We start from the raw sequence: 14,671 nt of genomic DNA, 5'->3' as shown, positions 1-14,671 counted from the left end.
CGTCTACTCGCCGGGGTGGGCGAGTGCGATGTCGTGGCCGTCCACGCCCCCACCGCTCACGGTCAGCGCCGTGGCCACCGGCGGGTATCCCGTAGCGATGACGGTGTACTCGCCGCCGTCCAGGTCGGTGAAGGCGTACGCGCCGTCCGCGCCGGTCCGCGCGGTCGCGACCACGTTGCCCGCCGCGTCGACCAGCGTGACCCGGGCGTCGCCGAGCGGTCCGCCCGGCGAGCGCACGACGCCCTGGACCTGTGCGCCCGAGCTCAGCTCGACCTCGACCCGGGTGACTCCCGCTCCGCCGACCTCCACGTGCAGGGCCTTCGGGCGGCGCCCGGCGGCGTTCACGGCGATGGTCACGGGGCCCGGCACCAGCTCGGCGAAGCCGAACGCGCCCTGCGCGCCGGTGACTGCGGTGGCCAGTACGTCCCCGCGGACGTCGGTCACGATGACCATGGCACCCTCGACCGGGGCCCCGGTCTCGGTGGCCCGTACGACGCCGCTCAGACCGCTCGTCCCGCTCAGCAGGATGTCGTAGGAGACCGGCTCGCCGTTCACCACGACCGTCGAGGCCTGCGGCTGGTAACCGTCGGCCGCCGCGATCAGTACGTACGAGCCGCTGCCCGGCGCATCGACCGCGTACGAGCCGTCCGCCTGGGCGACCGACCGGTCCAGCTGACGTCCCGCGAGCGAGATCAGCGTGACCGCCGCCCGCGCCACGGGGGTGCTCTCGGCGCCGCGTACGTAACCGCGTACCGCGATACCGTCGGGCAGCGGAGCGGACCCCGGGTCACCCGGCGGCGCGACGGCAGCCGCCGACTGCCGCGGCACGTGCGGCACGTGCGGCACGGCGGGCTCGGCCGGGCTCGGGGCAGCGGCTTGCGCGTCGGCCTTCGCGTCCTGGGCGCCCTGGATGTCCTCGCCACCCTGGGAGGCCTGCGCCAGGCCGCCCGAGGTCCGCAGCGGGACCTCCTTGATGAAGATCGTGACGAGGAAGGCGATCAGCGCCAGCGGCGCGGCGATCAGGAACACGTCCGCGATGCCGTGGCCGTACGCGCTCTCCATCACGGTGCGCAGGGGGCCGGGCAGGCTGTTCATGTCCGGGATGCTGCCGCCGGAGCTCTGCTGCCCCGCGGCGGCCGCGTACTTCGGGTCGAGGGTGGCGAGCCCTTCCTTGGCGTAGTGGGTGATCCGGTTGGCCATGATCGCGCCGAGCGCGGAGACACCGATCGCACCGCCGAGGGAGCGGAAGAACGTCACCGTGGAACTGGCGGAGCCGAGGTCGGACGGCGCCACCTGGTTCTGCGTGCAGAGCACCAGGTTCTGCATCATCATGCCGATGCCGAGGCCCAGCAGGGCCATGAAGACCGCGATGTGCCAGTACGTCGTGTCGTAGCGGATCGTGCCGAGCAGGCCGAGGCCGGCCGTCACCAGCACGCCACCGCACAGCAGCCATGCCTTCCACCGGCCGGTCTTGGTGATGACCTGCCCGGAGACGGTGGAGGAGACGAACAGACCGGCGATCATCGGGATCGTCATCACGCCGGACATGGTCGGGGACTTGTCTCGGGCCAGCTGGAAGTACTGGCTGAAGAAAACGGTGCCGGTGAACATCGCGACACCGACGAACAGGGAAGCGATCGACGACAGCGCGATGGTGCGGTTGCGGAACAGCCGCAGCGGGATGATCGGTTCGCTCGCCTTGGATTCGACGAGGACGAACAGGGCGCCGAGGACGAGCGAGCCCCCGACCATCGCGTACGTCTGCCACGACAGCCAGTCGTACTTGTCGCCGGCGAAGGTGACCCAGAGCAGGAGCAGTGAGACGGCGGCGGAGATGAAGAACGCGCCGCCCCAGTCGACCTTGACCTCGCGCTTGACGACGGGGAGGTGGAGGGTCTTCTGGAGGACGATCAGGGCGATGATCGCGAAGGGGACACCGACGTAGAAGCACCAGCGCCAGCCGAGCCAGTCGGTGTCGGTGATGACACCGCCGAGCAGCGGGCCGCCGACGGTGGCGACTGCAAAGGTAGCGCCGAGGTAGCCGCTGTAGCGGCCCCGCTCGCGCGGGGAGATCATCGCGGCCATCACGATCTGGGCGAGGGCGGACAGGCCGCCGACGCCGATGCCCTGGACCACGCGGCAGGCGATCAGCATGCCGGCGTTCTGCGACATGCCGGCGACGGCCGATCCCAGGACGTAGATGACCAGGGCTATCTGGACCAGGGCCTTCTTGCTGTACAGGTCGGAGAGCTTGCCCCACAGCGGGGTGGCCGCCGTCATGGACAGGAGGGCGGCGGTGACGACCCAGGTGTAGGCGGACTGGCCGCCGCCGAGGTCGCCGATGATGTGGGGGAGGGCGTTGGAGACGATCGTGGACGACAGGATCGCGACGAACATGCCGAGCAGCAGCCCGGACAGCGCCTCCATGATCTGCCGGTGCGTCATCGGCGCGTCGTCGTGGCCGCCGCCTCCGTGCCTGGCGTGAGAGGCCCGCACACCGGCTGGTGTGGTCGTTGCCATGGGCTTCCTTACGTTCTCTGCGGGTGGGCGGGTGGTCGATATCCGCATTTCGTTGCTCTAGGCAACCGTAGGAGTAGTTGGTTGCCCCACGCAAATCGGATCGGAGCTATCACCCTAAAGTCTTCGCAAAGGCAAGTGCCGGTGACCGTAAACCCGCAGTTGAGTGGTGGCGACCGGCCCGTCGGCTTGTCCGGTCCCGTACGGCGTGACACCGTCGACGAACCCCAGCCCCAGCCCTCAGCCCTACGCCGCAGGAGGCCGCACCATGCCGGACGACCTGGCCGCAGACACCATCCGGAAACTGGAAGACGCCGTGGCGTCCGGCTCGCTGCCGGAGCACACCGTCGAACTGCTCCGCGTCTCCCTGAGTCAGGCCCGGGCCGCGAAGGCGGCGGGCCGCGACCAGGAAGCGATCACCATCGCGGCCCAGGCCCTCCAGACGGCCGAGGCCCCGTCCACGGACCAGTAGCGCGCACGACCCGGCCCCCTGTCCCCGGCGACGGCCGGGAACAGGGGGCCGGGAGCGGTGGCACCCGTCAGCAGTGGCCGACGCCGGTCTGGGCCGCCACCAGCGACGAGTGGACGTAGCCGGTCCCCACGGAGCTGGAGACGCGGAACCACCGGTTGGAGGCGTAGTTGGAGCTCGGCGGGTACACCCACTGGCTGTCGGTCCAGCACAGCATCGTGACGCCCGTCCCGTTGGACAGGTAGCCGAGCGCACCGCACCCGGTGTTGGCGCAGGTCCGCACGTTCGCCCCGCCGCTGTTGGACGAGATGTAACTGCCGGCCGCGTCGGCGCCGCCGGCGCCGGCGATCAGACCGGTCAGGGCGACGGCGGCCGCGGCGGCGGCCAGTCCGGCCCGGGACCGCAGGGTGGTGGTCGTCATGCGCATCGTCGTTCTCCTCGGAAGACTCGCGGTGGTGTGCGGCGCCCCGGCGGATCCGGCGGCGCTCCACCAGAGAGCCATCCCGACCGCGGCGGGGGGAAGGAGGGAACCGCAGGTCGACCGGGCCCGTACGGCGGTCCGTACAACTCCGTACGGCCCGGCCCCCGTACCGTCGGCCGGACCCGCACGCCCCACCGCGGCGGACCGCACACCCGCCGGCCCCTTCACCGGCACGGCGGCGCGTACGGCAGTCCGGGGACGAGCTGGGCCCACTCCGCGGCGGTGATGGGCGTCCCCGCCCGCTCGCACAGCCTGCGGGCGATCTCCCCCTCGTCGCGGGACCACACCAGGGCGGCCGGGCCGGCCCCACCGGCCGCGAGGGTGCGGCCGTCCGGGCTGTACGCGACGGCGTACGCCTTCCCGCCCAGGCCGCTCAGTACGGTGCGCGGCCGCGGCCGTCGCGGGTCACCGGTCTCCCACAGCCACACCGTGCCGTCCGTGCTGGCGGCGGCGAGCGCGTGGCCCTGCGGACTGAACGACAGGGCGTACACGTAACTGCTCGGCCCCGTCAGCGTCGGCCCGGCGGTGCGCGGCCGGTCCCCGCTCACGTCCCACAGCCACACGTCCCGGTCCGCGGTACCGGCCGCCAGCAGCCGGCCGTCGGGGCTGAACGCCACGGACATGACGTAGCTGCCCGGCCCGCGCAGGGTGGATTCCAGCGCCGGACGGCCACCGCCCGACGGCATCCGCCACAGCAGCACCTGCTTGTCGACCGTGCCGGCCGCCAGCCGCCGGCCGTCCGGGCTGAACGCCACCGAGTAGACGTAGTTCGTCGGCTCCGACAGTTCGGCCGAGAGCGCGGGGTGCGCCGGGTCCGCCGTGTTCCACACGCGTACGGTCCGCCCCTCGCTTCCCACGGCGAGGATCCGGCCCGTCCGGTCGAAAGCCGCGGACTGGATGGTTCCGGCGCCTGCGGTCAGAGGTTCTCCGTAGGGCACGGCACGGTCGGGGCGGGAGAGGTCCCACAGCCACAGCTTGCCTTCCCGGCCGCCCACCGCGAGGGTGCGGCCGTCCGGGGTGAAGGAGACCGTCGCGGAGTACCCCGTGGGGTTCGTCAGGGGCGGCCCGACGGGGCGCGGGGCCCAGGGATCGGAGACGTCCCACAGCTGTACGTCGCGTCCCGCGACGGCCAGCAGCTTCCCGTCCGGCGCGTAACCGATCGCGTTGACCGTGCCCTGGAAGCCGCGCAGCGGGCGGGGAGGCAGCTGCCACAGGCGTACGGTCCCGTCCGCGGCGCCCGTCACCAGCTGCCGCCCACCGGGGTGGAACGAGAGCGAGGTGACCGGCCCCGGGTGCGGGAAGACCCCGGCGAGGACGCGCGTCCGCGCGTCGTACAAGCGCACCTGGTTGTCCGCGCTGCCGGTCGCCAGCCACTGCCCGTCGGGACTGAGGCCCACCGCGTTGACGTAGCTGGCCGGGCCGTCGGGAGCGGCCGGGGCCCCGCCGATCACCGCGGGTGAACCCGGGCCGGAGCCGGGCGCGGGTACGTCCCACACCCGTGTGGAGCGGTCCTGGCTCCCCGCGGCGAGCCGTAGGCCGTCGGCCGTGAAGGCCAGCCCGAACACCGGGCCGGCCGCCCCGGTCAGCGGCTGCCCGTGGGCGAGCGGCCGGCCGGGATCGGCGAGGTCCCACATCCGTACGGAGCCGTCCGCGCCCCCCGCCGCCAGCAGGGCCGGACCGGGGCCGGGCCGGAACGCGACCGTGTGCACCGCCCCGGTGAAGCCGGTGAGCCGCAGACCGGGGGCGGCGGAAGGGGCGGAACCCCCCTCCGTGCGGGCGGCCACCGCCGGGTCCGGCCACAGGTACACGCCGCCGTCGGCGCCCGCCGCGGCCAGGCTCTCGCCGTCCGGCGCGAAAGCCACCCCGTACACGGCTGAATCCGGCCCCTTGAACGACCGGACCCCGGCCGCCGCCGGATCGGGGCCCGACGGCTCCCACACGCGTACGGTCCCGTCCCCCGACCCGGCCGCGAGCCGTCGGCCGTCCGGGCTGAAGGCGAGCGCGTACACGGTGTCGGCGAAGGTGACCGGAGCCGCGCCCAGCGCTCGCGGCCGCTGCGGATCACGCAGGTCCCACAGCGCGACCTGGTGGTCCAGGCCGCCCGCGGCGAGGGTGTGCCCGTCCGGGCTGAGGGCCACCGCCTGTACGACACCGCGGAACGCGAGGATCCGGGTCACGGCCGGCAGCGCCGAGGCGTCCATCAGCGCCTCCCGGGCTTCGGCCGTGGGAGCCGTACGGTAGGCCACCAGAGCGAGCTGCGCGGACAGGGCGAGGTCGCTGCCCCGCAGCCGTTCGGCGCGCGCCGCCACCAGCCGGGACAGCGCGACGGACTGCTGTCCCTGCGCGTCACGGCGCTGGACCACGGCGACTGCGGTGAGCAGGACCGACAGGACGACCATCAGCGAGAGCAGGACGAGGAGCCGGCGCAGCCGCCGGGCGCCGCGCCGTTCGCGCCGGACGCGGACGTCCTCCGCCAGCCGGCTCGCATCGAGGAACTCGCTCTCGCGGGCGTCGAGTTCCGGGGCGTGCCCGCTGTCCTGGGCCCAGCCGGAGGCGACGGCCAGGCGGGTGCCCCGGTAGAGCAGCGAGGGATCGCGGCCGTGCGCGAGCCAGCGGTCCGCGTCCCGGGTCAGGTCCTGCCACACGATCTGTCCGGCCCGGTCGGTGTCGATCCAGCCGCGCAGCCTCGGCCAGGCGGTGAGCAGCGCCTCGTGGGTGATCCTGGCACCGTCGCCGTCGAGCGTGACCAACCGCCGGTCGACGAAGCGCTCCAGGACCGCGTACACCTGTCCGGCCCGGTCGGGCCGGCCGGTGGGCGGCGGCAGCGGCAGCAGCCGCCGCGCGTCGGGAACGCCGTCCCCCACCGCGACCATCCGCAGGAACAGCTGCCGCGCGAGTACGCACTCGTCCTGCGACAGGCCCGCGTAGACCTCTTCCGCCGTCTCGGAGACCGCCGCGGACATCCCGCCGCCCGCCCGGTAGTCGGCGATGGTCAGAGCGGTGCCGCGCCCGCGTTCCCAGGTCGACAGCAACGCGTGCGACAGCAGGGGCAGGGCCCCGGGGCCGCGGTCCCGCAGATCGGCCAGGAGCAGGTCGACGAACCCTTCGTCCAGGACGAGACCGGCCTTGGCGGCGGGCCCGCCGACCACGGCGCGGATCTCGTCCTCGCTGAGCGCGCCCACGACTGTCTGGCCCTTCTGCAGCGCCACCGCCAGGGAAGGCCGGGCGAGGGCCTGGCTGTAGAAGTCGGCGCGCAGGCACCCGGTGACGCGCACGTCGGGGGAGGGGAGGGCGGCGAGGCAGCGCAGGAACCGCTCCCGTTCCGCCGGGTCGGGGCACGCGGTGAACACCTCCTCCAGCTGGTCGACCGCCACGACGATGCGTGTGCCCTTCCGCTCGGCCAACCCCCTTATCCGGGCCGCAAGTGCGAGGGGATCAGGCGTCTCGTCCTGCCGTGCGGGATCCTCCTGGGCCTCCCACTCCGCGGGCAGGGCGGACAGCAGTGCCCGCACCGGGTCGCGGCCGGGTGCCAGCAACAGCGGCGTGAAGCCGTGCTCGCCCCGCAGGACGGGCAGTACCCCGGCCCGCAGCAGGGAGGACTTCCCCGACCCGGAAGCCCCGACGAGCAGTTGGGGTACGTCGGCCCCCTCGCGGAGGATCCGTTCCACGACGACCGCCCGTAGACCCTCCCGGCCGAAGAACCAGTCGGCGTGGCGTTCCTCGAAGCCCGCCAGCCCCCTGTAGGGCGCCGCGCCTCCCGCGACGCGCAGGACCCTGGACCGTCGCAGCTCGGCGAGCCGTTCCAGCCAGCGCTCGATCTCGGCCGCGTCGCTCACCCCGCAGACGTGCAGGACCCGGCGGAACAGGGGCAGGGAGCTGATCGACGGCAGGTTCTGGCCGGCGAACCAGCCGCCGATGGTGCTGTGGGCGCCCGGTGCGCCGACGCGCGTGGCGACGGCGCGGACGGTGAGGTCGGCCTTCTCCCGCAGGCGCGTCAGTTCGGCCGCGAACTCCTCCCGGGATAAAGGGGGTTGGGGCAGGAGCGGGGTGGGGTCCATGGGGCCTCCGTGGTCCGGTTCCGCTACGGGCGGTGATGCGGTGGACCACCCTTCCCCCGCCCGTGCGGCCACGCGGCCGGAACACCTCGATCCGGTCTGTTTATACGCTGTCCCACCGGCGGGTTCCGGCCAGTCACCGCCGTCTCCGCACCCTCATCCGCCCCGGCCCCCCCGGGGCTCCCGGCCGGAACAGGCACTGCGGGAGAAGCGGCGCGAAGCGCTGCCCGAAGCGCCTCTCGAGGCGGTGCCGGTGGTGACGCAGGCGCCGCGGCACCGGGCTGCCGCACGTCGTGGCCTGTGTCAGTCTGGAAGGGCCGACCGGCCGGCTGGACCGAACGACTCCGGCAGACTTTGGACAACGCCATGTCTCCACGCCTCTTCCGCTCTTCGCGCAGCGTGCCAGCGGCGCTCGCCAGTGTGTCTCTCGCCGTCCTGTTGACGGCTGCTCCCGGCGCCCTCGCGCAGCAGCCGGCCTCGCACGCGCCCTCCGCGGCCGTGACCGGCATCCAGGCCGCCACGCTGTCGATCCCGGCCATCGGCCTTTCCGGCCTGCCCGTCGTCCCGTACCAGGGCAGCCCCGACGACGCCCCGGGTACGGCGATCCAGGACCGGGGCCTGGCCGCGAGCCCCTACGGCCCCGGTGGCGGCGTGGGTCCCGGCGACGTCGGCAACTACATCGTCACCGGTCACCGCATCGCCGGTGGCGGCCCGCTGAACGCCCTGCCGTCATTGCCCCAGGGCGCGTCCGTCTTCGTCACCGCGGGCGGTGTGACGTACGAGTACGTCATCGGCACCACCCGCACGACCTCCTTCCGCTCACCCTCCTCCATGGAGGAGCAGCGCGCCGCGGTCCCCGGCTCCAGCGGCACGTCGCCGAGCCGCGCGATGATCACCGTGTCCACCTGTCTCACGCCGGAGGACGACGCCGCGGGGAACACCTGGCGGGACGCGCAGAACAACCCCGAACACCGCATCGACAAGGTCGGCGTCCTCGTCGGGACCAGCCCCTGACGTCCGTGCACCCGCCCTGTCACGTTCTCGTGCGGCGATTCGTCAGTGAGGCGATGAAGCGGTAGACCCCGGCCGGACCGGCGAGCACCTCGACGTTCCGGCGGGAGGCCGGCCGGCCGACGAACGGACAGGACGACGATCGCGATGCTGACCTGCCCGTGATGTGACCTTCGAGCAGGACGAACCGGAGGACTACCCGTTCGGGGCCCGCATCGAGGCCGTCGACCCCGACGGCAACCGCATCGCGCTGCGCCAGCGCGGCGGGGGCGACAGCTGACGGCTGACCACTCGCGGTTCGCGTGACCGGCGCCGCTCGGCGCCGGTCACCCGACCGGGCCCGCCCCGGTGCGCGTTTGTATGGTGTGGCAGACGCGCGGTGCGGTGGAGTGCTTCCGCACGGCTACGGAAAAGGGGCGGCCGGGACCTCACGTTCTACGACCGCGGGGGTACGCACGCTGTCACCCGCCCGCGGCTCCCGGCAAGGCGACCTCCGGCCATTCACCGCCCCTCCGGGTGCACGGGCCCCGGCCACCGCTGCGTGCGGTGACCGAGGACCGCGGCCGTCCGAGCGGGCCCGAGGGGTTACTTCGGGGTGACCCAGACCTGGCGCTTGTTCGCGTTCGCCGTGTAGAGCTGGACGGCGGTCCCGTTGGCGGTGGACCCGCCGGTCACGTCGAGCACCTTGCCCGACGCCACGTGGACGATCTGGCCCTTGGCGTTGACGGACCAGCGCTGGGCCGGCGTGCCGTTGCAGTCGTAGAGGCTGATCTTGTCACCGTTGGCACCGGCGTTGCGTGCGTCGTCCAGGCACTTGCCCAGCGCGCGCAGCGTCCCGTCCTTGCCCAGGATCCACGACTGCGCCGCGGACCCGTTGCAGGTGTAGAGCTGGATCTGCGTGCCGTTGGCCGCCTTCCCGCCCTTGACGTCCAGGCACTTGGAGCCGATGCCGGTCACTTTGCCCTGCGGCGCCAGCACAGCGCCGGCACCGGAGGCGAGCAGCCGCAGGCCCTGGACGTCGAACTGCTGGACGTAGGTGCCGGCGCGCTTGTCCTGGTACGCGTAGGCCGGCGAGCACATCACCGGGAACTCGCCGGAGTCGCTCCCCTTGGCGCAGTCGCTCTTGTCCATGCTGCGGTTGGCGTGGGCCAGGCCCAGCGTGTGCCCGAGTTCGTGACTGATGTGGTTGCGCATGTACGTCTCACCCATGGCGGCCGTGGGCTTGCCGGCCGGGGTGAAGAACTCGTCGTCGATGTAGGCGTGGCCGCTGGTGGCCGTGTCGGGCAGGGAGGAACTGGTGAAGCCACAGCTGAGGTTCGCCATGCCGGAGCCGTCACGGACCACCTTCCAGCCCGTGTTCCCCATGCTGTCGCCGTCCGGGGGCAGGCACGGGCGGTGCGCGACGCCGATGACCACCTCGCCCCGGGGCCGGGAGTAGTCCCAGCCGACGGGCCTGGTGTCGACGGTCACCGGCAGGTTGGTGATGCGGCGCAGGTCCGCGGCGCTCGCCTGAACGTACGGCGCCAGCCAGTCCGCGGACTTCTGGTCGTAGAACTTGATGGTGTAGCCGGTCTGCAGCCACTTGGTCACGCCGCCCAGTTTCCACCCCTCGCCCTGGAGTGGTGCGGGCGCGGCGGCCACGCCCGACTTCGGTGCGGAGCGGGACGCCGGTGCGCCCAGCGACATGACGCCGCCCTTGAAGGCGGTGGTGTCGCTGCCGTAGACGGCGGAGTCCTGCGCGTGGGCGTCGACGTCCTCCACCGCCGGCAGGGCCGCCGGGGAGCTCGCGGCCTCCGGCGCGGGGTCCTCGTCGGTCTCGGTCCCGAACGCGCTGGAGGTGAGCTGCATGCTTCCCGCGATCGCGGCGGAGGCCGCCACCGCCGCGAGGATGGATATCCGGTGCTTGCCTGTCAATCGCAAGTGTTCGATGCCTCTCGTCAAGAGTCGCCACCCGCCCCTCTGCGACGGCACGGGCGGCGAGAATCGAACAGATGATAGGCCAGCGCAGCAGGCTCACCTGCCTCGGGGGCGTCCCGTCACGTGTCGTCAAAACATGTCGCCCACAGGTCACTTGGCGCCCCATCGGCCGGTGTCTGCCGTCAGCCGAGCCGCACCACGACCGGACCACCCGTGAGGTCGACGCCGGCCGTCCACCCCTGCGGCAGCCTCAGCGACCGCGACGGCGACACCCGGCCCGGGAACCGGCGCCGCCACAGCAGCCGCCCGTCCTGCCCGACCGTCACCACGGGGCTCGTCAGCGCTTCCCCCGACCGCAGGAGCAACGGCCGGCCGGCCAGACCCGTGACCCGGCTCGGCGTCACCCACACCAGCGGCGCCCGTACGGCCAGCGGCACTCCTGCACCGGGCCAGGCGGCGCCCGACAGGTGGGCCAGCACCGAGGCCGCCGCGGCGGCGCCTTCGGCGGCGGCGGTGGCCGCGCTCTCGATGCCGTGGAGCACGTTGCCGACCGCGAACACCCCTGGCGTGGACGTACGGAACGAGGCGTCCACGCAGGGGCCGCGGGTCCCGGGGTCCAGGGTGACCCCGCCGCGGCGGGCCAGTTCGTGGTCGGGGATCCAGTCGCCGGTGAACACCACCGTGTCGCAGGCGAGCACCCCCGACCGGCCGTCGGCGTGCTGCAGGACCACGCCCGACAGGCGTCCGCGGCCGCGCAGTCGGGCCACCGTCGTCGCCGTGAGCAGCGGGACCCCCGGCAGCGCGGTGCCGCGCGGGCGGTCGGTGACCACCGCCACCACCTGCGCACCGGCCCGGCGCAGCGTACGTACCGCATGGCGCGCCACCGGTTCGGCGCCCACCACCACGGCCCGCCGGCCGACCGCCTGCCCGTACAGATGGACCGACTGCTGGAGCTCCCCGGTGGTCAGCACGCCCGCCGGGCGGGAGCCGGGCACCAGCCGGGCGCTGCGCGGCCGCTCCCGTGCACCCGTGGCGAGGACGACGGCCCGCGCAGTGATCCGCTCCAGGGCCGCCGGGCTCGTGGTGTCCAAGGACAGGGGACCGGCCCAGCCGGTGGCACTGACACCCGTACGGACCGAGGCTCCCGCGCCGACCGCGGCCTCCGTGGCCCGCCGTGCGTACTCCGGTCCCCGCAGCCAGGGGCGCGACGGCCGGCCGAACCCGCCGTGGTCGCAGTGGCGCGGAACCCCTCCCGCGTCCTGCTCGCGCTCCACGACCTCGATCCGCCCGGCGCCGGCGCCCGCGAGACGGCGGGCGAGGGCCAGACCGGCGGGCCCGGCGCCGACGACGAGCACGTCGACCGTGCGGTTCACCGGCGGCCCTCCTCGAACAGCGCGCGGACGGCAGCGCCGCAGTGGAAGCCCTGGCAGCGGCCGCCCCGCGCGCGGGTGCGGCGCCGCAGACCGTCCAGCGAGCCGGGCGGGACGGTCCCCGCGAGCGCGTCGCGGATCTCGCCGCGGGTCACCCGCTCGCAGTGGCAGACGATCCGGCCGTACTCCGGGTCCGCCGCGATCATCCGCGCATCGCGGTACGGCCGGGGGAACGCCTCCCCCAGGTTCGGCATCCGCACCGGCTCCAGCTCCCGTGCGCCCGTCACCGGCAGACCGCCGTCGCCGAGCAGCGCCACCACGTGGGCGGCGATCGCCATCGAGGCGGTCAGGCCCGTCGACCGGATCCCGCCGACGGTCACGTACCGTTGCGCGGGGTGGGCCCGGATCGCGTAGTCCTCGGACCCGGTGGCGGCCCGCAGTCCCGCGTACACGGCGGTGACCTCCTCCTCCAGGAGCGCGGGCAGGATGCGCCGGCCCTTCTCCCGCAGCAGCGCGAGGCCTTCGGCGGTCGATCCGGTCGCGGTCTTGTCGTCCAGGTCCTCGGCGGTCGGCCCGAGCATCACGTTCCCGTACACCGTCGGCGTCACCAGCACCCCCTTGCCGAGCGCGCCGGGCACGGGCAGCAGGATGTGCCGCACCAGGCCGCGGGCGAGTTCGTCGAAGACGATCAGCTGGCCGCGCCGGGGCGTCACGGTGAAGTCCGCGTGACCGAGGAGCCGGTCGATCTCGTCGGCGTACAGGCCGGCGGCGTTGACGAGGTGGCGGGTGCGCAGTGGTCCCCGGCTGGTGCCGAGGAGGTGCCCTTCGCCCGGAGTCACGGACTGGACACGGCAGTTGAGGTGCAGGTCGGTGCCGGCGCGGACGGCCTGCGTGGCGTAGGCGAGGGTGGTGGTCCAAGGGCAGATGATGGACTCGCCCGGCACGTCGAGCGCCCCCAGCACCCCGGGGCCGAGCTCCGGTTCACGGGCCCGCACCTCCTCGGCCGGGATGATCCGGGCCGAGCGGTAGTCGTTGCGCACGGCCTTCTCCGCGAGGCCCGGCAGCGCCGCCAGCTGCTCCTCGTCCCAGGCCACCAGGAGCGCCCCGAGCGGTTCCACCGGGATGCCGGTGTCGGCGGCGTACGCGGCGAGTCGGCGCTGTCCCTCCCGGACGAGCCGGGACTCCAGGGTTGCGGGCACCGCGTCGAAGCCGGTGTGCAGGATGGCGGTGTTGGCCTTGGAGGTGCCGTCGCCGACGTCGTCGCCGGCCTCGACCAGGGCGATCCGCAAGGGAAGGCGGGCCAGTTCGCGGGCGATGGCCGAGCCCACCACCCCGGCGCCGACGACCGTCACGTCGTACTCCCCGCCGGGCAGGGCACCGCCGGTGGTGACGCTCATCCCGGGCCGTCGAGCAGGGCCGAGACCGCCCTGCGGAAGCGGGCCCGGCGCTCCGCGGCCTGACCGGCGCCGGCCCTCGGCTCGTACACCGCGGACGGCTTCCACTCCGGGACGGCCTCCTCGACGCCGAGCGCGGGATCGAGCCCCAGCCGGGCGACCGCGCCGACGCCCAGCGCGGTGGCGTCCGGCAGCGCGGACACCTCCACCGGGACCTGGAGCAGGTCCGCCTGGGCCTGCATGAGCAGCGCGGACCGGGTCAGGCCCCCGTCCACGCGCAGGGCGGTCAGCGGCGTGCCCAGATCACCGGCGACCGCGTCCGTGAGCTCTGCCACCTGAGCGGCGATACCGTCGCACAGGGCCCGCACCAGGTGCCCGGCAGTGGTGTCGAGGCCGAGTCCGGTGACCGAGCCCCGCAGGTCGCCCCGCCACCACGGGGCGGCGAGCCCGGCGAGCGCGGGGACGAAGGTGACGCCGCCCGCGTCCTGCACGCTGCCGCCCACGGTGTCGATGTCCCCGGCGCCGGAGATCACGCCGAGATCGGTCAGCCAGCGCACGGCGGACGCGGCCGTGTACACCTGTCCGTCCAGGCAGTAGCTGGTCCGGCCGGCCAGCCGCCAGGCCACGCAGCCCACCAGCCCGGAGGCGCTGCGGCGGGGGAGGGGGCCGGTCTGCGCGAGCAGGAACGCCCCCGTGCCGTAGGTGCACTTGGCGGCGCCGGGCTCGGTGGCGCTCTGGGCGAGCAGCGCCGCCTGTTGGTCCACGAGCAGCCCGGTCAGCGGCAGCTCGGGTCCGAAGGCGGTGGTGGTGCCGACGCGGGTGTCCGCGTCGACGATCTCGGGGAGCCGTTCGCCCGCGAGGCCGAACGTGTCGAGCGCCGTCCGGGACCAGCCCACGGTGTCGAGGTCGAGCAACTGGGTGCGGCCGGCCGTCGCCGCGTCCGTCACGAACGCACCGGTGAGGCGGTGCACCAGCCACACGTCGCTGGTCGTGACGACGCCATCCCGGGTCAGGTGGCGGCGTATCCAGGCCATCTTGGGAGCGGCGAAGTACGGGTCGAGCGGCAGACCGGTCGTCTGCCGCAACGAAGGTGCGTGGGCCGCGAGTTCCTCGCAGAGCGGTTCGGCCCGCCGGTCCTGCCAGACGATCGCGTCGGTCAGCGGCTCACCGCTCGCCGGGTCCCAGGCGAGAACGGTCTCGCCCTGGTTGGCCAGGCCCACGGCGACGACCGGCTCACCGGCCGCGGCGAGCGCCGCCCGCCCCGCCCCGACGACCGAGGCCAGCAGCTCGCGGGGGTCCACCTCCACCCGGCCGCCCGGCAAGTATCGGGGGCGCACCGGCGCGGACCCGGAGCCGATGACCCCGCGTACCGGACAGACGACGAGGGCCTTGGTGCCCGAAGTGCCCTGGTCGACAGCGAGCACCGGGCCCGTCATCACCACTCCGTCCCTGGTGTC

The 14,671-nt window shown here is 73.9% G+C and carries 9 protein-coding genes; 2 read left to right on the top strand and 7 right to left on the bottom strand.

Features of this window, described 5'->3' with window-relative positions; translation table 11 throughout:
- Positions 1–3 precede the first annotated feature (3 nt).
- Positions 4–2,520: an MFS transporter gene (locus OHA81_RS03240; protein WP_329192537.1), complete on the bottom strand. Its 2,517-nt coding sequence runs from the start codon at positions 2,518–2,520 to the stop codon at positions 4–6.
- 265 nt (positions 2,521–2,785) lie between these two features.
- On the opposite strand from OHA81_RS03240, the gene OHA81_RS03235 reads away from it, so the two are divergent.
- On the top strand, positions 2,786–2,989 hold the full coding sequence (locus OHA81_RS03235) for a hypothetical protein (RefSeq protein ID WP_329192535.1): 204 nt from the start codon (positions 2,786–2,788) through the stop codon (positions 2,987–2,989).
- Positions 2,990–3,056: 67 nt separating this feature from the next.
- Here the strand turns inward: OHA81_RS03235 and OHA81_RS03230 are convergent, their stop codons facing one another.
- Positions 3,057–3,407, bottom strand: coding sequence for an SH3 domain-containing protein (locus OHA81_RS03230; RefSeq protein WP_329192533.1), 351 nt, complete (start codon positions 3,405–3,407; stop codon positions 3,057–3,059).
- Positions 3,408–3,631: 224 nt separating this feature from the next.
- Positions 3,632–7,525 (bottom strand): nSTAND1 domain-containing NTPase, encoded by a 3,894-nt coding sequence (locus tag OHA81_RS03225; protein WP_329192530.1) that lies wholly within the window; start codon positions 7,523–7,525, stop codon positions 3,632–3,634.
- Positions 7,526–7,942: 417 nt separating this feature from the next.
- Here OHA81_RS03225 and OHA81_RS03220 point away from each other — a divergent pair, with 417 nt between their 5' ends.
- On the top strand, positions 7,943–8,536 hold the full coding sequence (locus tag OHA81_RS03220) for a sortase domain-containing protein (RefSeq protein ID WP_443056420.1): 594 nt from the start codon (positions 7,943–7,945) through the stop codon (positions 8,534–8,536).
- A gap of 582 nt (positions 8,537–9,118) precedes the next feature.
- On the opposite strand, the gene OHA81_RS03215 is transcribed toward OHA81_RS03220, so the two are convergent.
- From OHA81_RS03215 to OHA81_RS03200, 4 genes are all read right to left on the bottom strand, one after another.
- Positions 9,119–10,447 carry a ricin-type beta-trefoil lectin domain protein gene (locus OHA81_RS03215; RefSeq protein ID WP_329192527.1) on the bottom strand — a complete coding sequence of 443 codons (1,329 nt, stop codon included), beginning with the start codon at positions 10,445–10,447 and terminating at the stop codon, positions 9,119–9,121.
- A gap of 185 nt (positions 10,448–10,632) precedes the next feature.
- Positions 10,633–11,823, bottom strand: coding sequence for an NAD(P)/FAD-dependent oxidoreductase (locus tag OHA81_RS03210; protein WP_329192525.1), 1,191 nt, complete (start codon positions 11,821–11,823; stop codon positions 10,633–10,635).
- Positions 11,820–13,217 (bottom strand): FAD-dependent oxidoreductase, encoded by a 1,398-nt coding sequence (locus OHA81_RS03205; protein ID WP_329192524.1) that lies wholly within the window; start codon positions 13,215–13,217, stop codon positions 11,820–11,822. Before OHA81_RS03205 ends, OHA81_RS03210 begins: the two co-directional genes overlap by 4 nt.
- Complete coding sequence (locus OHA81_RS03200) at positions 13,214–14,650, bottom strand: FGGY family carbohydrate kinase (RefSeq protein WP_329192523.1); 1,437 nt, start codon at positions 14,648–14,650, stop codon at positions 13,214–13,216. The genes OHA81_RS03205 and OHA81_RS03200 overlap by 4 nt, the downstream gene beginning before the upstream one ends.
- Positions 14,651–14,671 lie beyond the last annotated feature (21 nt).

Source organism: Streptomyces sp. NBC_00667, assembly GCF_036226825.1.
In the GTDB taxonomy this organism is placed as follows: domain Bacteria; phylum Actinomycetota; class Actinomycetes; order Streptomycetales; family Streptomycetaceae; genus Streptomyces.
The sequence above is the reverse complement of the archived record's forward strand: the minus strand, read 5'-3'. Positions and strand labels throughout refer to the sequence as shown.

What these genes read in the sequence shown, in the direction of transcription:
- OHA81_RS03240 (WP_329192537.1), bottom strand. Translation starts at nt 2,520, where the DNA reads ATGGCAACGACCACACCAGCCGGTGTGCGGGCCTCTCACGCCAGGCAC.
- OHA81_RS03235 (WP_329192535.1), top strand. Translation starts at nt 2,786, where the DNA reads ATGCCGGACGACCTGGCCGCAGACACCATCCGGAAACTGGAAGACGCC.
- OHA81_RS03230 (WP_329192533.1), bottom strand. Translation starts at nt 3,407, where the DNA reads ATGACGACCACCACCCTGCGGTCCCGGGCCGGACTGGCCGCCGCCGCG.
- OHA81_RS03225 (WP_329192530.1), bottom strand. Translation starts at nt 7,525, where the DNA reads ATGGACCCCACCCCGCTCCTGCCCCAACCCCCTTTATCCCGGGAGGAG.
- OHA81_RS03205 (WP_329192524.1), bottom strand. Translation starts at nt 13,217, where the DNA reads ATGAGCGTCACCACCGGCGGTGCCCTGCCCGGCGGGGAGTACGACGTG.
- OHA81_RS03200 (WP_329192523.1), bottom strand. Translation starts at nt 14,650, where the DNA reads ATGACGGGCCCGGTGCTCGCTGTCGACCAGGGCACTTCGGGCACCAAG.